General features: G+C 65.2%; 23 protein-coding genes. 9 read left to right on the forward strand and 14 right to left on the reverse strand.

The genetic code is table 11. The annotated features are described in order from the left end of the window. Positions 1–7 precede the first annotated feature (7 nt). The 3 genes from ACQR1B_RS12090 (at position 8) to ACQR1B_RS12100 (ending at position 2,774) form a co-directional block, all read left to right on the forward strand. A complete protein-coding gene (locus tag ACQR1B_RS12090) occupies positions 8–1,285 on the forward strand; it encodes a beta-ketoacyl-ACP synthase (protein WP_434831980.1) in 1,278 nt (425 codons plus the stop codon). A gap of 16 nt (positions 1,286–1,301) precedes the next feature. After that, positions 1,302–2,234 carry a lipid A biosynthesis lauroyl acyltransferase gene (locus tag ACQR1B_RS12095; protein WP_434831885.1) on the forward strand — a complete coding sequence of 311 codons (933 nt, stop codon included), beginning with the start codon at positions 1,302–1,304 and terminating at the stop codon, positions 2,232–2,234. Positions 2,235–2,393: 159 nt separating this feature from the next. After that, on the forward strand, positions 2,394–2,774 hold the full coding sequence (locus ACQR1B_RS12100) for a VOC family protein (protein WP_434831884.1): 381 nt from the start codon (positions 2,394–2,396) through the stop codon (positions 2,772–2,774). Positions 2,775–3,013: 239 nt separating this feature from the next. Here the strand turns inward: ACQR1B_RS12100 and ACQR1B_RS12105 are convergent, their stop codons facing one another. Then, positions 3,014–4,003, reverse strand: a complete 990-nt coding sequence (locus ACQR1B_RS12105; protein ID WP_434831979.1) for a LysR family transcriptional regulator — start codon at positions 4,001–4,003, stop codon at positions 3,014–3,016. A gap of 209 nt (positions 4,004–4,212) precedes the next feature. Between ACQR1B_RS12105 and ACQR1B_RS12110 the strand changes: the two genes are divergently transcribed. The 5 genes from ACQR1B_RS12110 (at position 4,213) to ACQR1B_RS12130 (ending at position 8,576) form a co-directional block, all read left to right on the forward strand. Next, positions 4,213–5,508, forward strand: a complete 1,296-nt coding sequence (locus ACQR1B_RS12110) for a CitMHS family transporter (RefSeq protein WP_434831883.1) — start codon at positions 4,213–4,215, stop codon at positions 5,506–5,508. A 28-nt stretch (positions 5,509–5,536) separates the two neighbouring features. Further along, the gene (locus ACQR1B_RS12115; RefSeq protein WP_434831882.1) at positions 5,537–6,874 is read left to right on the forward strand and encodes an acyclic terpene utilization AtuA family protein; all 1,338 of its coding nucleotides are present in this window, start codon (positions 5,537–5,539) and stop codon (positions 6,872–6,874) included. Between the two features lie 2 nt (positions 6,875–6,876). Then, entirely contained in the window at positions 6,877–7,194 is a 318-nt protein-coding gene (locus ACQR1B_RS12120; protein ID WP_434831881.1) for an AtuA-related protein, read from the forward strand. Between the two features lie 76 nt (positions 7,195–7,270). Beyond that, complete coding sequence (locus ACQR1B_RS12125; protein ID WP_434831880.1) at positions 7,271–7,933, forward strand: 3-oxoacid CoA-transferase subunit A; 663 nt, start codon at positions 7,271–7,273, stop codon at positions 7,931–7,933. Next, the gene (locus ACQR1B_RS12130; protein ID WP_434831879.1) at positions 7,926–8,576 is read left to right on the forward strand and encodes a 3-oxoacid CoA-transferase subunit B; all 651 of its coding nucleotides are present in this window, start codon (positions 7,926–7,928) and stop codon (positions 8,574–8,576) included. The genes ACQR1B_RS12125 and ACQR1B_RS12130 overlap by 8 nt, the downstream gene beginning before the upstream one ends. A 200-nt stretch (positions 8,577–8,776) precedes the next feature. Here ACQR1B_RS12130 and ACQR1B_RS12135 read toward each other — a convergent pair whose 3' ends face one another. From ACQR1B_RS12135 to ACQR1B_RS12195, 13 genes are all read right to left on the reverse strand, one after another. Beyond that, complete coding sequence (locus tag ACQR1B_RS12135) at positions 8,777–9,883, reverse strand: polyamine ABC transporter substrate-binding protein (RefSeq protein WP_434831878.1); 1,107 nt, start codon at positions 9,881–9,883, stop codon at positions 8,777–8,779. Positions 9,884–9,895: 12 nt separating this feature from the next. Continuing rightward, positions 9,896–11,059 (reverse strand): aminotransferase, encoded by a 1,164-nt coding sequence (locus ACQR1B_RS12140; protein WP_434831877.1) that lies wholly within the window; start codon positions 11,057–11,059, stop codon positions 9,896–9,898. A 9-nt stretch (positions 11,060–11,068) separates the two neighbouring features. Further along, a complete protein-coding gene (locus ACQR1B_RS12145; protein WP_434831876.1) occupies positions 11,069–11,398 on the reverse strand; it encodes a rhodanese-like domain-containing protein in 330 nt (109 codons plus the stop codon). A 122-nt stretch (positions 11,399–11,520) separates the two neighbouring features. Next, complete coding sequence (locus ACQR1B_RS12150) at positions 11,521–13,443, reverse strand: potassium transporter Kup (protein WP_434831875.1); 1,923 nt, start codon at positions 13,441–13,443, stop codon at positions 11,521–11,523. A gap of 153 nt (positions 13,444–13,596) precedes the next feature. Continuing rightward, positions 13,597–15,495: a potassium transporter Kup gene (locus ACQR1B_RS12155; protein ID WP_434831874.1), complete on the reverse strand. Its 1,899-nt coding sequence runs from the start codon at positions 15,493–15,495 to the stop codon at positions 13,597–13,599. 301 nt (positions 15,496–15,796) lie between these two features. Beyond that, positions 15,797–16,627 (reverse strand): flagellar motor protein MotB, encoded by an 831-nt coding sequence (locus tag ACQR1B_RS12160; protein WP_434831873.1) that lies wholly within the window; start codon positions 16,625–16,627, stop codon positions 15,797–15,799. A gap of 33 nt (positions 16,628–16,660) precedes the next feature. Further along, complete coding sequence (locus ACQR1B_RS12165) at positions 16,661–17,434, reverse strand: motility protein A (RefSeq protein WP_434831872.1); 774 nt, start codon at positions 17,432–17,434, stop codon at positions 16,661–16,663. 184 nt (positions 17,435–17,618) lie between these two features. Beyond that, on the reverse strand, positions 17,619–17,981 hold the full coding sequence (locus ACQR1B_RS12170) for an Hpt domain-containing protein (RefSeq protein ID WP_434831871.1): 363 nt from the start codon (positions 17,979–17,981) through the stop codon (positions 17,619–17,621). Beyond that, positions 17,978–20,173, reverse strand: a complete 2,196-nt coding sequence (locus tag ACQR1B_RS12175; RefSeq protein ID WP_434831870.1) for an ATP-binding protein — start codon at positions 20,171–20,173, stop codon at positions 17,978–17,980. The genes ACQR1B_RS12170 and ACQR1B_RS12175 overlap by 4 nt, the downstream gene beginning before the upstream one ends. A 290-nt stretch (positions 20,174–20,463) precedes the next feature. Then, positions 20,464–21,183: an RraA family protein gene (locus tag ACQR1B_RS12180; protein WP_434831869.1), complete on the reverse strand. Its 720-nt coding sequence runs from the start codon at positions 21,181–21,183 to the stop codon at positions 20,464–20,466. Between the two features lie 107 nt (positions 21,184–21,290). Continuing rightward, on the reverse strand, positions 21,291–22,181 hold the full coding sequence (locus tag ACQR1B_RS12185; protein WP_434831868.1) for a CDP-alcohol phosphatidyltransferase family protein: 891 nt from the start codon (positions 22,179–22,181) through the stop codon (positions 21,291–21,293). Positions 22,182–22,266: 85 nt separating this feature from the next. Next, positions 22,267–22,983: a phosphatidylserine decarboxylase gene (locus tag ACQR1B_RS12190; RefSeq protein ID WP_434831978.1), complete on the reverse strand. Its 717-nt coding sequence runs from the start codon at positions 22,981–22,983 to the stop codon at positions 22,267–22,269. A gap of 101 nt (positions 22,984–23,084) precedes the next feature. Continuing rightward, positions 23,085–25,028, reverse strand: a complete 1,944-nt coding sequence (locus ACQR1B_RS12195) for an ABCB family ABC transporter ATP-binding protein/permease (RefSeq protein ID WP_434831867.1) — start codon at positions 25,026–25,028, stop codon at positions 23,085–23,087. A 247-nt stretch (positions 25,029–25,275) separates the two neighbouring features. Between ACQR1B_RS12195 and ACQR1B_RS12200 the strand changes: the two genes are divergently transcribed. Beyond that, positions 25,276–25,878, forward strand: coding sequence for a TIGR00730 family Rossman fold protein (locus ACQR1B_RS12200; RefSeq protein ID WP_434831866.1), 603 nt, complete (start codon positions 25,276–25,278; stop codon positions 25,876–25,878). Position 25,879 lies beyond the last annotated feature (1 nt).

The following is a 25,879-nucleotide window of genomic DNA, read 5'->3' on the forward strand; positions in this document are numbered from 1 at the left end:
GGGGGACATCATGAGTACACGCGACAAGTTTGGACGCCCCATCGTGGTCGTGACCGGAATGGGCATCGTCACCTCGCTCGGGGCCGGCAAGTCGGACAATTGGAGCAAGCTCGTTGCCGGCGAGTCCGGCATCCGCACCATCACGCGCTTCCCGATCGACGGCCTGAAGACGACGATGGCCGGCACCGTCGACTTCGTGCCCGTGGCCCCGTTCACCTCGACGGGGCTCTCCGAACGGCTGGGCCACATGGCCGTCGAGGAAGCGATAGCGCAGGCCGGCATCGGCTCGAAGGGCGACTTCCCGGGTCCGCTGTTTCTGGCTGTCGCACCGGTCGAAATCGAGTGGCCGCAACGGCTGGAGGTCGCGCACGAGGTCGGCGGCACGCAATTCACCTATGACGACCTGCTGAAGGCCTGCGGCGGTGGCAAGTTTGTCAATTATCACCATCGCTTCCTGTTCGGATCCGTCGCGGATTCGCTGTCCGATGCCTTCGGCACCAAGGGCTCGCCGATCTCGCTGTCGACCGCCTGCGCCTCCGGCGCCACCGCAATCCAGCTCGGCGTCGAGGCGATCCGGCGCGGCGAGACCGACGTCGCGCTGTGCGCGGCGACCGAAGGCTCGGTCAATCCGGAAGGGCTCGTGCGCTTCTCGCTGCTGTCGGCGCTGTCGACCCAGAACGACCCGCCGCAGGCGGCCTCCAAGCCGTTCTCCAAGAACCGTGACGGCTTCGTCATGGCCGAAGGCGCCGGCGCGCTGGTGCTGGAGAGCTATGATGCCGCGATGGCTCGCGGCGCCAAGATCCTCGGCGTCGTCGCCGGCTGCGGCGAGCTCACCGACTCGTTCCATCGCACCCGCTCCTCGCCCGACGGCAAGCCGATCATCGGCTGCATCCGCAAGGCGCTGGCCGACGCCGGCATGGCGCCGGAGCAGATCGACCACATCAACGCCCATGGCACGGCCACGCCCGAGAACGACAAGATGGAATATGTCGGCGTGTCCGCCGTGTTCGGCGAGCACACCGGCAAGATCCCGGTGTCGTCCAACAAGTCGATGGTCGGCCACACCATCTCGGCAGCCGGCGCGGTCGAGGCAATCTTTTCGCTGCTGACGCTCGAGCACCAGCGGATTCCGCCGACCATCAACTACGACATTCCGGATCCCGCCATCCTGTTCGACGTCGTCGGCAACAAGGCCCGCGATGCGCGCGTCACCACCGTGATGTCGAACTCGTTCGGCTTCGGCGGCCAGAACGCCTCGCTGATCCTGACCCGCGAACCGGCATGATCCGCCTGTCGCATCGATGAGTCTCCTGCCTCTCCGGACCCAGCTCGTCATCCGTCGAGCCGTGAAGTCGCTCGGGGCCTCCGCCGTCGGCGCGCTAACGGTCGGCATGCTCAGGACGACGCGCTATTTCGATCCGCAGAAGACGGCCGACCTGTTCGCGCGCATCGCGCAGATGGTCGGACCCCGGCTGCGCGAGCAGCGCATCGCCCGCGACAATCTCACCGCTGCGTTTCCCGAAAAATCGCCGCAGGAAATCGAGACCATCCTCACCGGCGTCTGGGACAATCTCGGCCGCATCGGCGCCGAGTTCGCCCATCTCGACAAGATCTGGGACTTCGACGAGGAGCATCCGGAGCGCAGCCGGATCGAGCTGTCGCCCCGAACCCACGAGCTGTTTCATCAGCTCCGCCTCGACGGCAAGCCGGCGCTGATCTTCGCGAGCCATCTGGCCAATTGGGAGATGCCGGCGCTCGCCGCCGTCGCCCACAAGCTCGATACCGCGATCCTCTACCGCAGGCCCAACATCGCCGCGGCCGACCGCATCATCCAGGAGATGCGGCAGGTCAAGATGGGCACGCTGATCCCGGCCGGCCGCGACGCGCCGCTGCGGCTCGCCGAAGCGCTCAGGAACGGGCAGCACGTCGCGATGCTGGTCGATCAGTACCTGACCGGCGGCGTCGAGGTGACGTTCTTCGGCCGCAAGACCCGCGCCAACCCGATGCTGGCGCGCCTGCTGCGCCAGGTCGAATGCCCCGTGCACGGCGTCCGCATCATCCGCCTTCCCGGCAACGGCTTCCGCGCCGAGCTGTCGGAGGAAGTGAAGCCGGTGCGAACCGCCGACGGCCAGATCGACATCCAGGGCACGACACAGGCCGTGACCGACGTCGTCGAGGGCTGGATCCGCGAATATCCCGAGCAATGGCTCTGGCTGCACCGACGCTGGCGCTAGTCGGCGCCCAGTCGAATTCCACCACGAGGAAGCAGGTCTGCAGTATCATTTGCTGCTCATAGGTCTGTTCGAAGAAAATCCTTACCTCCCCGGCCGTCGCTCGCTAATTTGGTCTCCTATCCGACGGCTGTTCGGAAGCTCCAGGGAGGACAAGCACGCATGTTTTCGCACATCATGGTCGGCACCAACGACCTCGACAAGGCCAAGGCGTTCTACGACAGACTGCTGGGGACGCTGGGCGTGAGGCCGGCCAGGGTCGACGGCCACCGCATTTTCTACATCACACCGACCGGCATCTTCTCGGTGTCGAAGCCGATCAACGGCGAGCCCGCGACCCCCGCCAATGGAGGCACGATCGGCTTTGCCTGCAACTCCCCCGAACAGGCCGACTCCTGGCATGCAGCTGGCCTCGAAGCCGGCGGCACGACATGCGAAAATCCGCCCGGGATCCGCGAAGGCTCGGCCGGCAAGCTGTATCTCGCCTATTTGCGCGACCTCGACGGCAACAAGCTCTGCGCGATGCACCGGATCGCAAATTAGTTAGCCCTGTTGTTGAGTCGACAAGTGCGGTTCGGTCTCGCACCCCTGATCGTGCGCAGCGGAATGAAGAGGAGGAGCCGTTCTCGCCTCGTCATTCCGTGACGCGGAGCGGAGTGCGGCGTGGCCGTGTCGCGGTGAAGCACCCGCCCGCGGTGATGCCTTCCGGGCTCTCGCACTCATCGCGCATGCGCAGCATGGCGGTGAGCACTTCTCTCCACCGTCGGTCTGCATGGCCGCGCCTACTCCGTCGGCGCCTCGCTGGCTTCGCTATGGATGGCAGAACCGCCGGCTGTTTCCTTCTCGCGTTGGCGCACTTCGGTATGCAGGTAGCCGATGAATTCCAGCGCTGCCGGAGTCAACGACGAGCCGGCGCGACGGATGATGCCGAGCGGGCGGCGGAACGACGGCGACACGAGGGGCCGCCACACCAGGCCGGTCTCGGCCATCAGCGGCACCGTCAAGCCCGGCAGCGCGGTAATGCCCAGTCTGGAATTCACCAGGGCGCGGGCGGTGGCGAGGAACGAGCATTCCAGCAGCGGCGCCACGGCAAGGCCGATCTGAAGAAAGGCCGCGTCGGTGATGGCGCGGACGCTGGTGCCCGCCGCCATCGCAATGAACGGCCGGCTGGCGAAGACGTCCCAGGTCGTCGAGCCGAGTTGCGCCAACACGTCGTCACGCCGGCAAACCACGCCGAATTCGTCCGATAGCAAGGGAGCGAAAGACAGGCTGCGATCGGGCTGCGGCTGCGCCGTGAGACCGATCTCCGCCTCGCCGCGCAACACGGCCTCCTGCGCCGTACCGGACAGGGCATCGAGGATGTGGAAGTCCACATCCGGCCGCTTGGCCCGAAAGCGTGCGATGGCCCCCGGCAGCAGCACCGCCGCGATCGACGGCAAGGTGGCGATGGAGATGCGGCCGCGCTGGCCGGATACGAACCGTGCGAGGTCAGAGAAGCTGGAATCGAATTCGCGCACGATGCGCTGCGCGATCGGCAGCAGTTCGCGCCCTGCCGGCGTCAGCGTCACGTTGCGCGTGTCGCGATCGAACAGGCGTGTGCCGAGCGTATCTTCGATCAGACGGATCAGCCGGCTCAGCGCCGGTTGCGACATCGCGAGCCGTCCGGCCGCCTCACTGAAGCTGCACGTCTCCGCAACGACGATGAATGCCGCAAGCTGCTGTGGCGCGATATTTATCCGCATAATGAATGAATATGCCTCCAATACCGGCACAGCCAAGTATTTCCTGGCCGTCCCTTGTGAGGGCGCAGTCAGGAGAACCCTTGATCTAGGTCAAATGAGTATTTTTTGTCGCAGATCCCCTGCAAATACGCACCGATTAATCCAGTTCGCGCATAAACATATAAAATCATCGCGCTTGAGGCGCAGTTCTCTGTCGAACACAAAAGTGGAGTGTGAAATGAAGTTGAGATAGGTGACTAATGCTAGCCGCAATCGGCTTGGCCGTCATCGCCATCATGCTGGTGGCGATCCTCCGCAACTGGGTGGCGCCGCTGGCGGCGCTCATTCTCTTCCCCGTCATCGGCGCCCTCGCCGCCGGCTTCGGCCTCGGCACCGCGCAGTTCATGATCAAGGGCATCGCCTCGGTCGCGCCGACCGCCGGCATGTTCGTGTTCGCGATCCTGTTCTTCGGCATCATGACCGATGCCGGCATGCTCGATCCGATCATCAATGCGATCCTCAAGCGCGTTGGCCTGCGCCCTGCCCGCATTACCTGCGGCACCATGCTGCTCGCGGGCCTCGTCCATCTCGACGGCTCGGGCGCGGTGACGTTTCTCGTCACCATTCCGGCGATGCTGCCGCTCTACGAGCGGCTGGGCATGGACAAGCGCATTCTCGCGCTGTGCGCCTCGCTCGCGGCCGGCGTGAACTTCCTGCCCTGGACCGGCCCGGTGATCCGCGCCGCCAGCGCGCTGCACGTCACCACGACGGATATCTTCAACCCGCTGATCCCGGCGCAGGCCGCCGGCTGGATGTTCTCGTTCGGCGTCGCCTATTGGCTCGGCAAGCGCGAAGAGAAGCGGCTCGGCCTCGTGGACATGAAGGACGCGCCGGCGCTGGAGCGCAAGCTCAGCGAGGCCGAACTGGAGCTGCGCCGTCCGCGCCTGTTCATTCCGAACCTCGTGCTCACCATCGCGATCATGACCGTCATGATCGGCGGCTGGGTCGATCCGGTCGTGATGTTCATGCTCGGCACCGTGCTGGCACTGATGATGAACTATCCGGTCGTCGGCGACCAGAAGAAGCGCATCGACGCGCACGCCAAGGCGGCGCTGATGATGGCCTCGATCCTGTTCGCCGCCGGCAGCTTCACCGGCATCATGACCGGCACCGGCATGCTGAAGGCGCTCGCCACCACCGCCGTCGCCTATGTGCCGGCCGGCCTCGGCCAGCAATTGCCGGTCATGCTCGGCCTCGTCTCCATGCCGCTGTCGATGCTGTTCGATCCCGACAGCTTCTACTTCGGTGTCCTGCCGGTGCTGGCGGAAGTCGGCAAGTCGTTCGGTGTGCAGCCGATCACGATGGGCCAGGCCGCCGTGCTCGGGCAGATGACCACCGGCTTCCCGGTCAGCCCGCTGACCCCGGCCACCTTCCTGGTCGTCGGCCTGTCGCAGATCGAGCTGCGCGACCATCAGAAGTTCGCCTTCAAGTACCTGTTCGGCGCTACGATCATCATGACCATCGCCGCCGTCCTCACCGGCGTCATCCCCGTCTGACCGACGCCACAACCAGGGACATCGCATCATGAGAACCATCCGTATTGGCTCGGGCGCCGGCTATTCCGGCGACCGCATCGAACCGGCTGTCGAGCTGGTCGAGAAGGGCGACATCACCTATCTCGCCTTCGAGTGCCTGGCCGAGCGCACCATCGCCATCGGCCAGCAGGCCAAGCTCGCCAACCCCAAGGCCGGCTATGACGCGCTGCTCGATGCCCGCATGCGCGCGGTGCTGCCGACGGCAACGGCCAAGGGCATCAAGATCATCACCAACATGGGCGCCGCCAACCCGGCTGCTGCCGCGGCGAGGGTGCAAGATATCGCCAAGGAGCTCGGCCTCTCGTTGAAGATCGCCGCCGTGCTCGGTGACGACGTTCTGACCGAACTGATCGCGACCGACACCACCATCACCGAAACCGGCCAGCCGGCCTCCGCGATGAAGGAAGTTCTGGTCTCGGCCAATGCCTATCTCGGTATCGCGCCGATCATCGACGCACTGCGCGCGGGCGCGGATGTGGTGATCACCGGACGCGTCGCCGACCCCGCGCTGTTCCTGGCGCCGCTGGTGCATGAGTTCGGCTGGGCCATGGACGACTGGGACAGGCTCGGCAAGGGAACGGCCGTCGGCCACCTGCTCGAATGCGGCGGCCAGGTCACCGGCGGCTACTTCGCCGATCCTGGGGTCAAAGATGTCGCCGGTCTCGCCCGTCTCGGCTTTCCGATCGCCGAGGTCACCGAGGACGGTGCCTTCGTCATCACCAAGGTCGCGGGCTCCGGCGGCCGGGTGACCACCGCGACCTGCTCCGAACAGATCCTCTATGAGATCCACGATCCCACCGCGTACTACACGCCCGATGTGATCGCGGATTTCTCCAACATCACCTTCGTCGAGGAGGCAATCGATCGCGTCCGAGTCAGCGGCGTCACGGGGCGCGAGCGCCCGGCTACGCTGAAGGTCTCGGTCGGCTACAAGGACGGTTGCATCGGCGAAGGCCAGATGTCCTATGCCGGCGCCGGTGCCGTCGCGCGCGGCAGGCTGGCATTGGAGATCGTCAAGGAGCGCCTGAAGCTCACCGGCGTGAAGACGACCGAGGAGCGCTTCGAGCTGATCGGCGTCGACGCCATCCACGGCCCCGTGCTGGCCGAAGGCAAAGCCGAGCCGTCGGAAGTGCGCATCCGCGTCACCTGCCGCACCGCCTCCATGGCCGAGGCCGTGAGGATCGGCAACGAGGTCGAGACGCTCTACACCAACGGCCCCGCCGGAGGCGGCGGCGCGTGGAAGTCGGCACGTCCGGTCGTTGCCATGCTGTCGGCGCTTCTGCCGCGCGAGGCGGTGGCGCCGTCCGTCGAAATCCTGGAGGCCTGATCATGAAGCTGCGCGATATCGCCCACTCCCGTACTGGCGACAAGGGCGACATTTCCAACATTTCCGTCATCGCCTTCGACCGGAAGAACTTTCCGGCGCTCGAAGCCTATTTGACCCCGGAGCGGATCAAGCAGCACTTCGCCGGCATCGTGAACGGCAAGGTGGTGCGCTACACGATCCCGACGCTCGGCGCGATGAACTTCGTCATGCAGGAAGCGCTCGGTGGCGGCGTCACCCGCTCGCTGGCACTGGATGCCCACGGCAAGTGCCTGGCCTCGGCGCTGCTCGACATGGAGATCCCCGACAGCGCGCTGCGCTGACGCAGCCGACCGACGGGCGGACATTGAGCCGTCCGTCGGTCAGCCTTCCTGATCCCTTCACCCACGAGTCTGAGATATGAAAAACCGCATCACGTCGGCGGCCGCTGCCGCCATGGTGCCCGATGGAGCCGTGCTGATGATCGGCGGCTTCATGGGCGTCGGCACGCCCGAGCGCATCATCGACGAGTTGGTCCACCTCGGCCGCAAGGACCTGACCGTCATCGCCAATGACACCGCCCGCCCCGGCATCGGCATCGGCAAGCTGATCGACGCCCGCGCGATCAAGAAGGTCGTGGCCAGCCACATCGGCACCAACCCCGAGACGCAGCGCCAGATGATTGCGGGCGATCTCGAGGTCGAGCTGATCCCGCAGGGCTCGCTCGCCGAGCGCATCCGCTCCGGCGGCCACGGCCTCGGCGGCGTACTCACCGAGACCGGGCTTGGCACCACGGCCGCGAAAGGCAAGGCGACGGTCGAGCTGAACGGCCGGGTCTGGCTGATCGAGGAAGCGATCCGCGCCGACTTCGCGCTGATCGCGGCCAAGCGCGCCGATTACTACGGCAATCTCGAATACGCGCTTACCGCGCGCAACTTCAATCCGATCATGGCGATGGCGGCCGACACGGTCATCGCCGAGCCGCACGACATCGTCCCGGTCGGCGCGATGACGCCGGACCAGATCGTGACCCCGCATGTCGTCGTCGATCATCTCGTCGGCAAGGAGAAGCATCATGGATGACAAGACCCGCATCGCCAAACGCGTCGCCCGCGAGCTCTCCGACGGCATGCTGGCCAATCTCGGCATCGGCCTGCCGACCCTGGTCGCCGCACATCTGCCGAAGGACGTCACCGTCGCCTTCCAGTCGGAGAATGGCATCATCGGCATGCAGGCGCTTGCCGACATGTCGGTGGCCAATGACGATCTCACCGACGCCGGCGGCAGCCCGATCTCGGCGGTGCCCGGCGCCGCCGCCTTCGACAGCTGCACCTCGTTCGGCTTGATCCGTGGCGGCCATCTCGACGTCACCGTGCTCGGCGGTCTCGAGGTCGACGAGGCCGGCCAACTCGCCAACTGGGTCGTGCCCGGCAAGATGGTGCCGGGCATGGGCGGCGCCATGGACCTCGTCACTGGCGCGAAAAAGGTCATCGTCGCCATGACGCACACCGCGAAGGGCGCGCCGAAGATCGTGCCGAAATGCACGCTGCCGCTGACCTCGCTACGCCGCGTCGACCTCATCGTCACCGAAATGGCCGTGATCGAGCCGACCGACGACGGCCTCGTGCTGCGCGAAGTCGCCCCCGGCGTGACGCCGGCCGACGTCGTCGCCGCCACCACCGCACGCCTGGTCGTGCCCGAGCACGTCCCCGAGATGGTCCTGTAAAGCGCCGCTCGGCGCGAGGACACGAATTGTCTTCACGCGAAGTGGACACCGGTTTGCGTGAAAAAACGCGTCGAACAAGTCCGCGCCCCTGCTCCCTCCATTTCTCGAGGCGCGGGCGCACCGCGCCTATCAACTAAGAGGGAATGAGGGCCGTCACCGTTGGTGCGGCTCGCGCACCCCATGGCGTCGACGCACAGGCCTCACCGTCCCGTCTTCACCCTGGTCCACAGCCGGTTGATGATCCGCTGCGTCGCCGGTTCGCGGGCGGTGATGACGAACAGCTTCTTCAGCGTCGCCTCGTCCGGGTAGATGTTCCTGTCGCCGAGGATTTTTGGATCGATCAGCTTCTGGCTCGCCAGATTGCCGTTGGCGTAGGACAGGAAGTCCGAGTTCTTGGCGGCGACCTCTGGCCGATAGAGGTAGTTGATCAGCTGATAGGCTTCCGTGACGTGCTGGGCGTCGGCGGGAATCGCAAAATTGTCGAAAAACATCTGCGCGCCCTCCTTCGGGATCGCATAGCCGATCTCGATGCCGTTCTTGGCCTCCTCGGCGCGGCTTCGCGCCTGCATGATGTCGCCGGACCAGCCGACGACGAGGCAGATCTCGCCGGTGGCGAGCGCGCTCAGATATTCCGACGAATGAAACTTGCGCACTGACGGCGCGACCTTGCCGACCACCTCGGCCGCCTTCTCCAGGTCGGCCTGCCGGGTCGAGTTCGGGTCGAGGCCGAGATAGTTCAGCGCCGCCGGGAAGATGTCGTCGGCGGAGTCCAGCATGTGGACGCCGCAATTCTTGAACTTGGCGAGATTCTCCGGCTTGAACACCATGTCCCAGCTGTCGAGCCGCGCGCCTGCGCCCAGGATCTTCTCGATCGCCTTGACGTTGTAGCCGATCCCGGTCGTGCCCCACATGTAGTTGGCGGCGAACTGATTGCCGGGATCGTAGATGGCGAGACGCTCGGTCACGACCGGCCACGCATTGGCGAGATTGGGCAGCTTCGACCTGTCGAGCGGCTGGAAGATCTTCGCCTTGATCTGGCGCTGCAGGAAATAGGCCGTCGGCACCACGACGTCATAGCCGGACTTGCCGGCCAACAACCGCGTCTCCAGGGTCTCGTTGGCGTCGAAGGTGTCGTAGACGACCTTGATCCCGGTCTCCCTGGTGAAGTCGTCGAGAACTCCCGGCGCCATGTAGTTCGACCAATTGTAGAAGTTCACGACGCGCTCTTCGGCGCGACCGGCCGGCCCCGAGAGCGTCAGCGCGGCAGCGGCGAGAGCCAGGGCTGAGCGGATGCGGCCGACCGTCATGAACCTGATCTCCTAGCGTCGATGGATGGCGTCGGACAGACGCTCCAGCGCCGTATCGAGCGTCGCGTCCTTCTTGGCGAAGCAGAACCTGACGACCGAGGTCACGGCATCCTTCTCATAGAAGGCCGACACCGGGATCGCGGCCACCTTGTAGTCGTGCACGATGCGGCGGCAGAACTGCTCGTCGGTCTCGTTGAGCCCGAGCGGCGACAGGTCGACGGTGAGGAAGTAGGTCCCCTGCGCCTTCAGCACCGGAAAGCCGAGGCCTTCGAGGCCTGCCGTGAGCCGGTCGCGGCTGCGCGCGAGTTCGGTGCGCATGTCGACGAAGTAGTCGTCGGGTTTGCCGAGGCCATAGGCCACGGCCATCTGCAGGTTCGGCGCCGTCGTGAAGGTCAGGAACTGGTGCACCTTGGCGGCGACGCGCAGGAGCTGCGGCGCGGCGCAGACGAAGCCGATCTTCCAGCCGGTGAGCGAGAAGATCTTGCCGGCCGAGCCGACCTTGATGGTGCGGTCGCGCATGCCGGGAATGGTGATCAGCGGGATGTGCTCGCGGCCGTCGAACACCACGTGCTCCCAGACCTCGTCGCAGATCGCGACCGCGTCGAACTCCTGGCAGAAGCGCGCCAGCAGCTCCAGATCCTCGCGCGGATAGACCACGGCGGCCGGATTGAGGGGGTTGTTGAACAGCACCGCCTTGGTCTTCGGCGAGAACGCCTGCCGCAGCATCTCCTCCGACAGCCGCCAATGCGGCGGCTCGAGCCGCACGAGGCGCGGAATGCCGCCGGCCTGGCGGATGATCGGCAGGTACGAATCATAGACCGGCTGGAAGCAGATCACCTCGTCGCCCGGCTCGACCACCGACAGGATCGCCGAGGTCAGAGCCTCGGTGCCGCCCGAGGTCACCATGACCTCGCTCATCGGGTCGAGATCAAGCTTGTGCCAGTGCTTGTAGTGGGCGGCGATGGCGTGGCGCAGCTCCGGCAGGCCCATCATCGACGGGTACTGGTTGTAGCCGTTCAGGACCGCATCGGCCGCGGCCCGCCGGATATCTTCCGGTCCGGGGTCGTCGGGAAAGCCCTGCCCCAGATTGATGGCGTCGTTGTCGCGCGCGAGCTGCGACATCTGCTCGAAAATGGTGACGGGCAGGTCGGCGAAGACCTTGTTCTGCGAGATCATGATGGCGTGTCAGCCGCCGGTCTTGACCGGCAGGCCGGCCGCTTTCCAACCCAGCATCCCGCCCTGGAGATGCTTGTCATAGGGCAGACCGGCGGCCTGAGCGGCCATCGAAGCGGTGACCGAACGCTTGCCCGAACGGCAGGCGAACACGACGTCCTTGCCGGCGGGATCGGGGATCAGCTTCGGGTCGAAACTCGACAGCGGAACGACGATGCCGTCCGGATAGGCTTCGGCAGAAACTTCGTTCGGCTCACGCACATCGACCAGAAGAATTCGCCCCTCGGCGATCCCCTTGGCCACGTCCTGCGGCGTCAAATCGTGCACAACAGCCACGCCCATCCTCCAAGCCTTCCGTAGAGCCGCCTCGGCCCCCGAGCGGCGCCAAACTCGCCCCAGACGCCGGGAAAATCAAGCGGTTCGGCAAGTCCCCGACGGGACTTGGCCGCTTGGCCGCAGCCGCGTCAGATCGTGACCTGCGTGCCCACCTCGACCACCCGGCCGCTCGGAATCTGGAAGTAGTCGGTGGCATCGTTGGCCGAGCGGCTCATGGTGATGAACAGATGATCCTGCCAGCGCGGCATGCCGGAATGCGCCGCCGGCTTCAGCGCGCGGCGCGACAGGAAGAACGAGGTCGACATGATGTCGAACTGCCAACCGAGCTTGCGCGCAATCGCCAGCGCCTTCGGCACGTTCGGCGATTCCATGAAGCCGAAGCGCAAGGTGACCTTGGAAAAGGTCGGGCTGATCTGTTCCAGCCGCACGCGCTCCGCCGGATCGATGCGCGGCGTCGGCGCGGTCTCGATGGTCAGGATCACGTTCTTCTCGTGCAGCACCTTGTAGTGCTTGAGGCTGTGCATCAGCGCGGTCGGCGCGCTCAGCGGATCCGATGTCAGGAACACCGCCGTTCCCGGCACCCGCTGCGGCGGTCGCTTCTCCAGCATCGCGACGAGATCGGCGAGCGGGAATTCCAGCTTGCGCGACTTCTCGAACAGCAGCCGGCTGCCGCGCCGCCACGTATACATCAGCGTCATCACGAAGCCGCCCAGCGCCAGCGGCACCCAGCCGCCCTCGAACACTTTCAGCAGGTTGGCGGACAGGAAGGTCAGATCCAGGAACAGGAACGGCGCGATCAGCGCGGCCGCCGCCCATGGCGACCACCGCCAGACCTTCCAAATGACGACGAAGCCCATCATCGCCGTCACGACCATGGTGCCGGTGACCGAGATCCCATAGGCCGAGGCCAGCGCGCTCGACGATTTGAACAGCAACACCAGCAGCACCACCGACAGCAGCAGCAGCTTGTTGATGCGCGGAATGTAGATCTGGCCCGAATGCGCCTCGGAGGTGTGGCGGATCTCGAAGCGCGGCAGCAGGCCGAGCTGGATCGCCTGACGGGTCAGCGAATAGGCGCCGGTGATGACGGCCTGGCTGGCGATGACCGTCGCCATCGTGGCGAGCGCGACCATCGGAATCAGAGCCCATTCGGGGAACATCAGGAAGAACGGATTCTCGATCGCCTTGGCGTCGGCGATCACCAGCGCCCCCTGCCCCAGATAGTTCAGCGCGAGCGACGGCAGCACGATGAAGAGCCACGCGGCCTGGATCGGCTTCTTGCCGAAATGACCGAGATCAGCATACAGCGCCTCCGCCCCCGTCACCGCCAGGAACACGGCGCCGAGCGTGATGAAACCAATGATGCCGTGATGCAGCATGAAGGTCACGGCATGGAGCGGGTTGATCGCCCACAGCACCTCCGGATGGCGCAGGATCGGCGGGAATGCCGCGATCCCGATTACCAGGAACCAGATCAGCATGATCGGGCCGAAGAACGCCGCGACCTTGGCCGTGCCGCGCACCTGGACCGCGAAGAGCAGGACCAGAATGATCACCGTGAGCGGCACGACGTAGGGGTCGAAAGCGGCCGTAACCAGCTTGGTGCCCTCGATCGCCGACAGCACGGACAAAGCCGGCGTGATCACCGCGTCACCGTAGAACAGCGCGCCCGAGATGATGCCGAGCAGGACGATGGTGCTGGCACCGCGCGTGACTGCGCGCTGGGCGAGCGCCATCAACGCCAAAGTTCCGCCCTCGCCATGGTTGTCGGCGCGCAGCAGGATCACGACGTATTTGAGGGTGACGACGACGACGAGCGCCCACAGGATCAGGGACACCACGCCCATGACAGCGTGCGGCGCCGGCTCGCCGGTGCTGCTCGCAGCCATCACGGCCTCGCGCAGCGCGTAGAGTGGGCTGGTACCGATATCGCCGTAGACGACGCCGATGCTCCCCAGCGTCAGCGCAGTGAAGCTGGCCGTGGAATGGGCATTGCCATGCCCGTTTGTCGCCGGCGCTTCCGCGGGCGTGGCGACGACGTCAGCTGTCATGGGGTAGCCCCCTCGAGGACTTGTTAATGCTTCGCTGCACAAGGGGCAGAGCGCGCGGCTTATATCTGCAGTGCGCCTCGGAAGCCATGCACATCCCGCACGTTAGCCCCGCATAGTTTCATACCTTGGGCCGGGCACGGCCCGAAGGAACTCCTAAATCGTTACCTGGGTACCGACCTCGACCACACGCCCCGTCGGAATCTGGAAGTAGTCCGTCGCGTCGTTGGCGGACCGGCTGAGCGCGATGAACAGACTGTCCTGCCATGCCGGCATGCCGGATTGGGACGACGGCTTCAGCGAGCGGCGCGAGACGAAGAACGACGTCGACATGATGTCGAACTGCCAGCCGAGCTTGCGGGCCACCGCGAGCGCCCGGGGGACGTTCGGCGATTCCATGAAGCCGAAGCGCAGCCGCACCTTGGAGAACTTCTCGCTGATCTTCTCCATGCGCACCCGTTCCGATACGTCGACCCGCGGCGTCTGCGCGGTCTCGATGGTCAGGATCACGTTGTGCTCGTGCAGCACCTTGTTGTGCTTGAGATTATGCAGCAACGCCGTCGGCACCGACGTCGGATCGCTGGTGAGGAACACCGCAGTCCCCTTCACGATGTGCGGCGGCCGTTTCTCCAGGCTGGCGACCAGATCGTCCAGCGGGACCTCGATCTTGCGGGTCTTGAGCGTCAGGATCGCCGAGCCGCGCCGCCAGGTCCAGATCGTCACCACCATCGCCGCGCCGAACAGCAGCGGCACCCAGGCGCCCTCCAACAGCTTCAGCAGATTGGCGGCGAAGAAACTCATGTCGACGATGACGAACGGCGCGATGACCGCCGCCGCGACCGCGGCGCGCAGGTTCCAGAGCTTCCAGATCACCACGAAGCCCATGATGCCGTCGGCGACCATGGTGGTGGACACCGCGATGCCGTAGGCCGAGGCGAGGTTGCTCGACGTCCGGAACAACAGAACCAGCAGCATCACGCCGATCAGAAGCAGCCGGTTGACCCGCGGCAGATAGATTTGCCCGGCATGGCTCTCCGACGTATAGCGGACCTCGAAACGCGGCAGCAGGCCGAGCTGCACCGCCTGACTCACCAGCGAGTACGCGCCGGTGATCACCGCCTGGCTCGCGATCACGGTCGCGGCGGTCGCGAGCACCACCAGCGGCAGCAGCAGGATCTCCGGCACCATCCGGTAAAAGGAATTTTCGATCGCCCCGGGATCGGACAGCACCAGGGCGCCCTGCCCGAAATAATTGATCAGCAGTGCGGGAAGCACGAAGAACAGCCATGCCGACTGGATCGGCTTGCGCCCGAAATGGCCGAGATCCGCATATAGCGCCTCGCCGCCGGTGACCGCGAGAAACACCGCCCCCAGCGTGACAAGACCGATCGTCCCATGGGAGAGCAGGAAATGCACCGCATAGTATGGATTGATCGCTGCCAGGACCGACGGATCGTCGCTGATATGGACGATGCCCATCACGGCCAGGCTCGCGAACCACGTGACCATCACCGGGCCGAAGGCGGTCGCGACCCGCGCGGTTCCCTTGCTCTGCACCGCGAACAGCACGACCAGGATGAATACCGTGAGCGGCACGACATAGTGCTCGAGCGCCGGCGCGGCGAGCTTGAGGCCTTCGACCGCCGACAGCACCGAGATCGCCGGCGTGATCATGGAATCGCCGATGAACATCGAGGCGCCGATCACGCCCAGGGCCATCAGCAGCATGCTTCGACGACCCAACGCCCGCTGGCCGAGCGCCATCAGCGACAGCGTTCCGCCCTCGCCATTGTTGTCTGCCCGGAGCAGCAGCAGCACGTATTTGGCCGTCACCACGACGAATAGCGACCAGAGAATCAGGGAGAGAACACCGAGCACGATCATCCGCGACACCGGCTGCCCCTGAGCGGCGCCATGCGCGGCTTCCCGGAACGCGTACAGAGGCGAGGTGCCGATGTCGCCAAACACGACACCGATGCTGCCGAGCGTGAGCCCCCAGAAACCGGATGTGGTCGCGGTTTCCTGTCCTTCGGTCGATGTGGCGCTGGCCGTCATGTGGCTCGGAACATAGTTTCCCTGTTTGGCCCGGCGCGTGTGGACGCAGACCGGCCGCGGGTCAAGTCTCTACCGCAATCGAGTCTCTACCCTAACAGAGCTTGGCCCATCTCCTGCAACCAAAGAAGCACGACCTCACGGCGTATCTCGTCCCGCACCGCGGTAAGTCACAACCGCCGCAGACAAACTGACGCACATGCGCGATCCGCCGCAGACGGCAGCGAAGGCTCCCGATGCGCTTCGTTTGCGTTCGCAAACGACTCAGCGTGACGACGATGATGGGGAGCGCCGAGACCGAGGATTACGGCTTGAGGTCCGGCGGCAATGGCGGGTCTTCCCGCATCAGGGTGATCGTCACACGGCGGTTGGCCGACAGCGAAGGGTCGTCCGGGAACAGCGGCTGGCTGTCCGCCTTGCCAGAGACCGCAAAGATGTGGCTCGCCGGCAGCCCTTCCCGCTCCAGGATCTGTCGCACGGCATTGGCGCGATCCGCCGACAGGTCGAATCCACCATAATCGCTGCGGGCAGGAACGAAGCCGGCTGCCGTGTGTCCGGTGATCTGGACCCGGAGCGGCGTCGCCTTGAGCGGCGCAGCCAGCTTCTCGATCAGCCGCCGGGTGCGGTCCAGGGGCACCTTCGAACCGTCGGCGAACATCGAGCGTCCGTCCTGGTCGACGATCTCGAGATTGAGGCCCTGCTTGGTCTCCTCGAACATGATGTGCTTGGAGATCTCGGTCATTTCCGGCATGTCCTGCAGCGCCTGGCGCAGCGACGCCGAGGCCAGCGCGAACTGACGGTCGGTCTTCAGCTTGGCGCCATTGGTGTGCTGGCGCTCCTCCTGCTCGGGGCTCGGCGTGTTCGAGGTCTCCTCCGGGGAAACATGCGCCGCATTCTTGAGTTTCGGCCGCGTCGGCAGACCGTCGGATTCGACGATGCCCGAGTAGCGCGCTTCGGTCTGCACGCCGAAGGCGTCGCGCATCGAACCGGCGACGATCTTGAGCTTGTTGTTGTCCATGGTGGAAAACGCGACGAGCATCACGAAGAAGCTCATCATCAGACCCATCAGGTCGGCGAAGGTCACGAACCAGCCGTGCCCGCCACCATGCGCGTCGCCGCGTTTTTTCTTGGCCATCCCCTAGCTCCGGTGCACGTCCCCCACGCCGGCCTAGGCCGGCACCGGCTCACCTTCCGCGTGACGGTGTTTCTCCGGCAGGTAGGCCAGCAGCATTTCGCGCACCAGAGCCGGGCTCTTGGAATCGCGGATCATCAAAATGCCGTCGATGATCAGGGTCCGGTTGGTTTCCTCGTCGAGCAGCTTGCCGTGCAGCTTGTCGGCAATCGGCAGACAGAACAGGTTGGCGACCAGCGCGCCGTAGAGGGTGGCGAGCAGCGCAGTCGCCATGAACGGGCCGAGCTTCGAGGGGTCGGTCATGTTGGCGAACATCTGCACCATGCCGATCAGCGTGCCGATCATGCCGAAGGCCGGCGCGCAGTCGCCGATCGCGCGATAGATCTTGCTGCCCTCGTCGAGATGCATGAGGAAATTGTCGCGGTCGCGCTCGAGATTGTCGCGGATGAATTCGAGATCGTAGCCGTCGGCGACGTAGCGGATGCCCTTGGCCAGGAACGGCTCGTCGGTCTCGACCTTTTCCAGCCCGACCGGTCCCTGCTTGCGGGCGATCTCGGCGATGCGGGCGAGTTCGTCGACCAGGTCGCGCGCCGACAGCCGGCTCATCGTGAAGGCGAATTTGGCGCCGAGCGGCAGGCCGTGCAGCATCGCACCAAGCGGAAAGCGGATCATGGTGGCCGCGATCGAGCCGCCGAAGATGATGATCATGGCGTGCTCGCTGATGAACATCTCGACATCGCCGCCGAGCAGCATCATGACGGCGATGACGATGATGCCCGCCAAGAGCCCGACGCCCGTCATAATATCCATGAAATTACTCCACCCGCGTACGCAATCACCGGCCATCCTGGACGGGCGCGACGGTCCTGCCCCACGCGCAATTCAGACTAGATGCACGCCATTAAGGACGGGTTACCGAATTCGGTAGGCATAATGAGCGGTAAACGGCATGCAACGGCACACGCGCTTCCATCAGCAGCGTCAGCGGCCGAATTCAGGCCGCCGCCACGCCCCGCTTCAGCAGGTTCGTCTCGGCAAACAGGACGGCCTGCTCGAACGATTGCTGCATCTTGTGAACCATTTCCAGCATTTGCGCCGGCTCCATCGTCGCCGAGCCGAGCTCGAGCTCGCGCGACAGCCGTGACAGCGCCGAGAAACCGAACGTCGCCGACGAGCTCTTGATGGAATGCGCCTCGCGCTTCAGTTCGAGCCGATCCTCGAACTTGGCCGCGAGCTTGCCGAATTTTCCGGACGTGTCGTCGAGGAAGGTCCGTAGCACCTCCAGCGCGTCCTCCTCTCCGAGTTCGGAGATCAGGATCTGGTAGACGGATTCATCAAATTGCACCAGGTCGGTCATGCGACAAGCCTTTCCTTGTGTGTGGCAGCCGCGGCGCGAAGCAGAGCGGCATTCAGTCGATCGCGCGTGACCGGCTTGGTCACGAAGTCGTTCATGCCGGCGTCCGTACACGCCAGATGATCCTGGCTGGTGGCGTTGGCCGTCAGAGCGATGATGTAGACGTCCTGCGCGGGCGGCGGCAGCGAGCGGATCATCCGCGTCGCCGTGAGCCCGTCCATCTCCGGCATCATCATGTCCATGAGCACGAGGTCGTAAGGCTGCTTTTGAACGGCCGCGATGGCCTGGGTGCCGTTCTCGACGATGTCGTAGCCGTGACCGAGCTTGTCCAGGAGCTTCTTGATCACGAACTGATTGGTGAGATTGTCTTCGGCCACGAGGACCTTGAGCGGCTCGACGCTGGCCGGCCGCTCTTCCGGGATCGCCTCGCCGCCCGGGACGATGGTCGCCTCGGGCGCGCCGACCTGATCGACGTCCGGCTGCGGTTGCGGCTGGACCTGGATCGAGAATGTGAAGGTGCTGCCCTCGCCGACCTTGCTCTGCACCGTGATGTCGCCGCCCATGCAGGTGACGAGGCGCTTGCAGATCGCAAGACCGAGCCCCGTGCCGCCGAAGCGGCGCGAGATCGAGTTGTCGACCTGCGAGAACTGCTTGAACAGGCGTCCGACGGCTTCCGCGGGAATGCCGACTCCGGTATCGGCGACCGAGAACACCAGGGTCAGATGAGGCCCGGCGAGGTTCTCGGCATGCACGTCGATATGAACGCCGCCGGCTTCGGTGAACTTGAGCGCATTGCCGACCAGGTTGAACAGCACCTGGCGCAACCGCGCGGGATCGCCGACCACGTAGCTCGGCACCTCCGGCGCGATCGACGTCGTCAGTTGCAGGCCCTTCTCGTTCGCGCGCGACACCAGCAGCTCCGCGGTCGCAATCACCGAGCGGTGCAGGTCGAACTCGATGTGCTCGATCTCCAGGCGATCGGCATCGAGCTTGGAGAAGTCGAGGACGTCGTTGAGGAGTTGCAGCAGATAGTCCGCCGATTCACGCAAGGTGGTCGCGATCTTGCGCTGCTCCGGCGCGAGATCCGCCGACAGCAACAGGTCGGCGAGACCGATGACCCCGTTCATGGGCGTCCGGATCTCGTGGCTCATCATCGCCAGGAATTCCGAGCGTGCCCGCGTGCCCGCCTCGGCCGCATCGCGCGACGCGGCCAGCCCGGCCTGGTAGCGCGCGATCAGGATGGTGATGATGCCGATCACCACCGTCAGCAACGCACCGACCAGGAGATCGCGATCGCGGTTGAGCTTGAAGGCGCTGAAGATCTCCTCGGAGGCCTGACCGACGATGACCACCAGCGGCTGATCCTTGACCCGCTGGAACGAGTAGATTCGCGCGATGCCGTCGATCAGGCTCTTGAACGTATAGAAGCCGCTGCTTCTTTGCTGGATGGCGCTCATCACCGGACTGCCGGCGAGCGAGGACCCCACGCCCCCCGGACCGGCCGAGGCCCGTGCGCGCACGAGGCCGTCGAGACCGACCAGGGTGACGTTGCCCTTCTTGCCGAGATCGACCGAATTGTAGAAGCTCGACAGATATTCCGGGTCGAGCGACACCACCACGACGCCGCCGAACGAGCCGTCCGGCATGATGATTCGGCGCGTCAGCTGAATCGACCATTTGTTGGAGACACGGCCGAAGATCGGCTTGCTGATGAAGAGAACGTCGTCCTTGCCGTCGGCATGGACACGGAAATGCTCGCGGTCGTGCAGGTCGAGGCCGCGCAACTTCGGATCGATGTTGCTGGACAGCATGATGCCGTCCTTGCCGATCACGACCACCTGAAATGAAAAATCGGACAGAAACCGGCTGTTCTTCGACCACAACGACATGTCGAAGTTCTGCGGATCCTTCGCGTAGGTATCGCGAACATAGAGCAAGGTCTGGTCCGCCGCGCGGATCGAGCGGATGATTTGCTCTTCAAAGGCGCGCGCGAGATTGGCGCCGTTCTTCAGCGCCGACTGTTCGGTGCGGACATATTCCTCAGAGATCGTGTAGAACAAGCCGGCCCATACCAGCGCGATCGCCGACAGGCCGATCACGGCGCTGCCGAAATGCCCGATCAGCCGGACCATGCCGTCGACGGCCCGGTCGAGCCGGCCGAACACCGGCGTCGATATGGATATCAGCCTGCGCATGTCTCTCGTTTCCTCGAACGACATGCCTAACCGTGCAGGCTAGCCATCAGGTAAAGCTTGATGGATAAAATCTTCTGAACGAGCGAGGACCGCTTAACCTTCCGCCTCCCGAAGCCGTTTGCGGGTAATCGGCGACCGCGATCGATCGATCTGGCTGCAGTTGAGGCTGCTCCCCGTAGTCATCCGGATGAGGTCGTCGCATCCGTGAAGGCGCCCGCCACGGCCGGGCTCGCCACGCGAGCCGCACCGCGGGCGGTGCGGCTCCATCGAGGGGCTCCGCGAAGTGCGGCTCAATGAATCTCGGCGGAGCGCTTCAGCGCGTCCTTCAGCTTCTCGAGCGAGAAATCCGCACGCCGTGCGATCTCGAGGATCGGCGTTTCGCGACGGGCGCAGAGTTCGGCGGCCTCCGGCAGCTTGGCGGCGATGTCCGCCGGGATCACGATGGCGCCGTGGCGGTCGGAGTGAATGAGATCGTCCGAGCGCACCGTCATGCCGGCGACACGAACCTCGCCGCCGAAGCTCTCGGCATGCACCCAGGCATGCGATGGCCCGATCGAGCCGGCCAGCGCCTGGAAACCGGGAGCCCATTGCGGAATGTCGCGGATCGATCCATCCGTGATCACGCCGAGGCAGCCGAGCGCCTTGTGGACGTTGCTCTGCACCTCGCCCCAGAACGCGCCGTAGCCGACGTCCGGCCCGTCGATGTCCTGGATCACGACGACGCGGGGACCGTGGCCGGTGCCAACATATTCGTAATAGTCGGTGCGCAGCCTGGCCTGCTCGTCCGCCGGCAGGCCGGACTTCACCACCGATCGGATCGTCGCCGTGCGCGCATAGCCGACCATGGGCGGCAGGTCGGGGAACGGGCAGACCAGCGGCTTGGTGGTGTAGCCGATCAGGCGGCGCTCGGGCGCCACGATCTCCATCGCGTTGCAGATGGTCGGCGTATCGTAGCGCGCGAGCGCCTCGATGATGGAAGGCGCGAGCGGCGCGGCGGCGGAATGGGTCAAGGGCGTTGTCTCCGAAGGCTGCGGACGGACATCATCGCCGTCCTTGCATCCGGTATAACCGACGCCTCGAAAGCGGCAAGGCGCGGGCCGGGTCGGCGGCCCTGCGCTCAGTGCAGCCGTTCGGGCGGGCGCGGCTCCTGCTCCACCGCCGGCGCGCCCGTCGGCGTAAATGCCGTCGTGGATGAGGACGCAGGCTGCGGTGCTGCCACCGTAGCGCCGAGCGCGGCCGCATGCCGCGCGGCCTGCTGGCGGTACAGGCGCCAGCCGAACGGCAGGCTGAGCATGTACAGGATCGATGCCGCGGACAGGATCTGCCAGGGATACACCACCAGCAGCGCGACGAAGAACACGACGGCCGCGAACACCGGCAGCACGAGCTCGGGCGATACCCGCATCCGCGTGGTCTTGCCGGAGAACACCGGCAGCCGCGACACCATCAGGAAGGCGATCAGCAGGGTGTAGAGCGCCGTCACCAGCGCCGGCGGCTTCGGCAGGCCCAGGAAGGCCAGATACACCGGCAGCAGCACCGTGATGGCGCCCAGCGGCGCGGGCACGCCGGTGAAGAAATTGGCGGCGAACGGCGGCTTGTTGGGATCGTCGATGCTGGCATTGAAGCGCGCCAGCCGCAGCCCGCCGCTGATGGCGTACATCATGGCGGCGATCCAGCCGCCGTCGCGCAGCTCGTGGAGCTGCCAGAAATACAGGATCAGGCCCGGCGCGACGCCGAAATTGACGAAGTCGGCCAGGCTGTCGAGCTCGGCGCCGAACTTCGACTGCCCCTTGATCATGCGGGCGATGCGGCCGTCGATGCCGTCGAGGAAGGCGGCGAACACGATGGCGCCGACCGCAAGCTCCATGCGGCCCTCGGTCGACAGCCGGATGGCGGTCAGGCCGGCGCAGATTGCCAGCAGAGTGATCATGTTCGGCACCAGCATCCGCACCGGAATGGGACGGAAACGGCGGCGGCGCAGTTCGGGAGAGGTCGGATCGAAGCTCATGGTCACACCAGCATGGGTTTCACGGGACCTTATCCCGGATCCCGGCCAAAGTCCCGTGAATGGGTCATCCCCTGCAGGCGATGGTTCACTGGCTGCGGAACGTCAGGCCCGGTACGGGCACGTCGAAATCGGCCAGAATTGTTTCGCCGGCGATGGCGGTCTGCCCCTCCGAGACCAGAACCTCGGTGCCGTCGGGCAGATAGACGTCGAGCCGCGAGCCGAAGCGGATCAGCCCGAAGCGTTCGCCGGCGCCGATGGTCTGCCCCTCGCGCACGAACGACACGATGCGGCGGGCCACCAGGCCCGCGATCTGGACCACGCCGATCTTGCCGTGCGGCGTCGAGATTGCCAACGAGTTGCGCTCATTGTCCTCGCTCGCCTTGTCGAGCTCGGCATTGATGAAGGCGCCCGGACGGTAGGCGATCTTTTCGATCCGCCCGGCCACCGGGCTGCGGTTCACGTGCACGTTGAAGACGCTCATGAAGATCGACACGCGCAGCAGCGGCAATTCGCCCAGGCCGAGTTCGGCCGGCGGCAACGCCCGCGTGATCATCGAGATCCGCCCGTCGGCGGGCGCCACCACGAGCCCGTCCCGCTGCGGGGTCACCCGGATCGGATCGCGGAAGAACAGCGCGCACCAGACGGTGAGCAGCGTGCCGATCCAGCCGAGCGGCGTGAAGATCCAGAACAGGATCAGGCTGATCAATGCGAAGCCTCCGATGAACGGATAGCCTTCGGGGTGGATCGGCGGGATCTGGGCGCGGATGGAATTGCTGATCGACATGGCCTGCTTCGTTGAGATGTCGTCCCTCTGACCTCAGAGCGGACCGCCGCCTTGACTAGGTCGACGGCGTGCGAAGGTCAAAATGATTCCTTGAACTCGGATCGCGGCGTTTCGCGGGCTCATTCGGCCGCACTTGCCACAGAATCGGTCGCCACCGGCGGATTACGGTTGGGTGCCGCGGCCTCGTCGCCGATCTGCGCCAGTTTTTCGCGCGCCGCCTCGGCCTCCCGCTGCCGGTTCCACATGCCGGCATAGAGCCCGCCTTTCGCCAGAAGCTCGGTATGGGTGCCCCGCTCCGCGATCCGGCCGCGGTCGAGCACGATGATCTCGTCGGCTGAAACGATGGTCGAGAGCCGGTGCGCGATCACCAGCGAGGTGCGGTTGCGCGACACCCGGTCGAGCGCCTCCTGGATCTCGTGCTCGGTGTGGCTGTCGAGCGCCGAGGTGGCCTCGTCGAGCACCAGGATCGGCGGTCCCTTGAGGATCGTGCGCGCGATCGCTACCCGCTGCTTTTCGCCGCCCGAGAGCTTCAGCCCGCGCTCGCCGACTTGGGTCTCGTAGCCCTTGGGCGCCATCCGGATCAGACCATCGATCTGGGCCAGCCGCGCCGCCTCCTCGACCGCGGCGTCGTCGGCCTCCCAGCGTCCATAGCGGATGTTGTAGCGGATGGTGTCGTTGAACAGCACGGTATCCTGCGGCACCATGCCGATCTGCGCGCGCAGCGACACCTGGGTGACGTCGCGGATGTCCTGCCCGTCGATCAGGATGCGGCCGCCGGACACGTCGTAGAGGCGGAACAGCAGCCGCGAGATGGTCGATTTGCCGGCACCCGAGGGCCCCACGATCGCGACCGTCTTGCCCGCGGGAACGTCGAAGCTGAGCCCCTGCAGGATAGGCCGGCCGGGCTCATAGGCGAAACGGACGTCCTCGAAACGGACATGGCCTGACGTCACCACCAGCGGCTTGGCGCCGGGCGTTTCCTTCACCTCCGGATCGCGCGTCAACACGCCGAACATCATCTCGATGTCGATGATCGCCTGCTTGATCTCGCGGTACACCATGCCCATGAAGTTCAGCGGCTGGTAGAGCTGGATCATCATGCTGTTGATCATGACGAAGTCGCCGACGGTGTTGCGCCCCTCGCGCACGCCCTGGGCGCACATCAGCATCGCCGCAGTCAGTCCGATGGTGAAGATCACCGCCTGCCCCGCGTTGAGCACGGCGAGCGAAGTATAGGTCTTCACGCTGGCGCGCTCATAGTATTCCATCGAGCGGTCGTAGCGCGCGGCCTCGCGCGCCTCCGCGCTGAAATACTTCACCGTCTCGTAGTTGAGCAGCGAGTCGATCGCCTTGGTGTTGGCGTCCGTGTCCGAATCGTTCATCCGGCGCCGGATCTCGATGCGCCACTCGGTCGCGATGTAGGTGTAGTAGAGATAGGCCGCGACCATCGCCAGCGTGACCAGCACGTAGCGCCAGTCGAATTGCCACAGCAGCACGGCGGTCAGCAGCGAGACCTCGACGATGGTCGGGATCAGCTGCAGGATCACCATGCGCACGATGGTCTCGATCGCGTTGCGGCCGCGTTCGAGCACGCGGGTCAGTCCGCCGGTCTTGCGCTCGAGATGAAAGCGCAGCGACAATTCGTGCATGTGGACGAAGGTGATGGTCGCGAGCTTGCGCACCGCATGCATGGCGACGCGGGCGAAAATACCGTCGCGCCATTGCGTCAGCACCGCCATCAGCACGCGCATCGCGCCGTAGCTCGCCGTCATGGCTACCGGCGAGGCCACCAGCCAGAACGCCCAATTGCCGGGCTGGATCGGCGCGGTGTTGGCGCCGGTCAGCGCATCGGTCGCCCATTTGAAGGTGAAGGGCAGAAACAGCGTTGCGATCTTGGCCGCGATCAGCAGCACCACGGACCACAGCACCCGCATCTTCAGATCGGCACGATCGCTCGGCCAGATGAAGGGCCACAAATGCCGCAGCGTGCCGGCCAGCGTCCCCTGTTCCAGGGGCGCAGGCGGCTGGCTGGTGGCGGGATTGGACGAGGAGTCAGGGGGCATCAAGCGATCTGGAACAGCAAGGGGCGTGGCATGTTGTGGTGATGCCGTGTGTTGCCTGCGTCATATAGAGTGTCCGGGCGCTGGATGCACCCGTGTGACAACGGAATCCGTTACCGCGGCGCAGTATTTGCATATTCAAATTCAGACAAATGCATCCAGATCGTGTGGACCGTTCCGTGAAAGCCTGCGAATCCAGCCTCTCCGCCTCCGTCTTGACGCCTTTCAACTGCAGTGTCACATCCGTCCAATGACTGAAATCCGCACCGTCTGTGTCTATTGCGGCTCCGGCCCGGGGACCAATCCCAGCTTCATCGAATCGGCGAAAGCGCTCGGCAAGGTCTTCGCCGAGAACGGCGTCAGGCTCGTCTATGGCGGCGGCTCCATCGGCATGATGGGCGCGGTCGCCAAGGCCGTGCTCGATCATGGCGGCGAGGTGACCGGCATCATCCCCGACTTCCTGGTGAAGAAGGAGGTCATGATGCCGCTCAAGGACCTCATCGTCACGCCGGACATGCACGAACGCAAGCGGCTGATGTTCGAGCATTCCGACGCGTTCGTCGCGCTGCCCGGCGGCATCGGCACGCTGGAGGAGCTGGTCGAGCAGCTGACGTGGAAGCAGCTCGGCCGCCACGCCAAGCCGGTGCTGATGGCCAATATCGACGGCTTCTGGGAGCCGCTGTTCTCGCTGCTCGCGCATATGCGCGAGACCGAGTTCATCCGCCCCGGCTTCCAGATCGAGTTGCTGAAGGCCGAGCGCGTCGAGGACATCCTGCCGCGCCTGCGCGAGGCCGCCGCCGGCGTTGCCCGGGAAGAGACCGAGATGGCACCTGACATCGCCAAGCGGCTCTGAT

This window comes from Bradyrhizobium oligotrophicum (genome assembly GCF_051168495.1).
Taxonomy (GTDB): domain Bacteria; phylum Pseudomonadota; class Alphaproteobacteria; order Rhizobiales; family Xanthobacteraceae; genus Bradyrhizobium; species Bradyrhizobium oligotrophicum_A.

Coding starts and splice junctions, on each gene's coding strand:
- ACQR1B_RS12115 (WP_434831882.1), top strand. CDS start 5,537: ATGAGAACCATCCGTATTGGCTCGGGCGCCGGCTATTCCGGCGACCGC.
- ACQR1B_RS12170 (WP_434831871.1), bottom strand. CDS start 17,981: ATGACCGACCTGGTGCAATTTGATGAATCCGTCTACCAGATCCTGATC.
- ACQR1B_RS12150 (WP_434831875.1), bottom strand. CDS start 13,443: ATGACAGCTGACGTCGTCGCCACGCCCGCGGAAGCGCCGGCGACAAAC.
- ACQR1B_RS12130 (WP_434831879.1), top strand. CDS start 7,926: ATGGATGACAAGACCCGCATCGCCAAACGCGTCGCCCGCGAGCTCTCC.
- ACQR1B_RS12155 (WP_434831874.1), bottom strand. CDS start 15,495: ATGACGGCCAGCGCCACATCGACCGAAGGACAGGAAACCGCGACCACA.
- ACQR1B_RS12145 (WP_434831876.1), bottom strand. CDS start 11,398: ATGGGCGTGGCTGTTGTGCACGATTTGACGCCGCAGGACGTGGCCAAG.
- ACQR1B_RS12185 (WP_434831868.1), bottom strand. CDS start 22,181: ATGAGCTTCGATCCGACCTCTCCCGAACTGCGCCGCCGCCGTTTCCGT.
- ACQR1B_RS12140 (WP_434831877.1), bottom strand. CDS start 11,059: ATGATCTCGCAGAACAAGGTCTTCGCCGACCTGCCCGTCACCATTTTC.
- ACQR1B_RS12195 (WP_434831867.1), bottom strand. CDS start 25,028: ATGCCCCCTGACTCCTCGTCCAATCCCGCCACCAGCCAGCCGCCTGCG.
- ACQR1B_RS12110 (WP_434831883.1), top strand. CDS start 4,213: ATGCTAGCCGCAATCGGCTTGGCCGTCATCGCCATCATGCTGGTGGCG.
- ACQR1B_RS12125 (WP_434831880.1), top strand. CDS start 7,271: ATGAAAAACCGCATCACGTCGGCGGCCGCTGCCGCCATGGTGCCCGAT.
- ACQR1B_RS12165 (WP_434831872.1), bottom strand. CDS start 17,434: ATGGATATTATGACGGGCGTCGGGCTCTTGGCGGGCATCATCGTCATC.
- ACQR1B_RS12095 (WP_434831885.1), top strand. CDS start 1,302: ATGAGTCTCCTGCCTCTCCGGACCCAGCTCGTCATCCGTCGAGCCGTG.
- ACQR1B_RS12200 (WP_434831866.1), top strand. CDS start 25,276: ATGACTGAAATCCGCACCGTCTGTGTCTATTGCGGCTCCGGCCCGGGG.
- ACQR1B_RS12160 (WP_434831873.1), bottom strand. CDS start 16,627: ATGGCCAAGAAAAAACGCGGCGACGCGCATGGTGGCGGGCACGGCTGG.
- ACQR1B_RS12120 (WP_434831881.1), top strand. CDS start 6,877: ATGAAGCTGCGCGATATCGCCCACTCCCGTACTGGCGACAAGGGCGAC.
- ACQR1B_RS12100 (WP_434831884.1), top strand. CDS start 2,394: ATGTTTTCGCACATCATGGTCGGCACCAACGACCTCGACAAGGCCAAG.
- ACQR1B_RS12175 (WP_434831870.1), bottom strand. CDS start 20,173: ATGCGCAGGCTGATATCCATATCGACGCCGGTGTTCGGCCGGCTCGAC.
- ACQR1B_RS12135 (WP_434831878.1), bottom strand. CDS start 9,883: ATGACGGTCGGCCGCATCCGCTCAGCCCTGGCTCTCGCCGCTGCCGCG.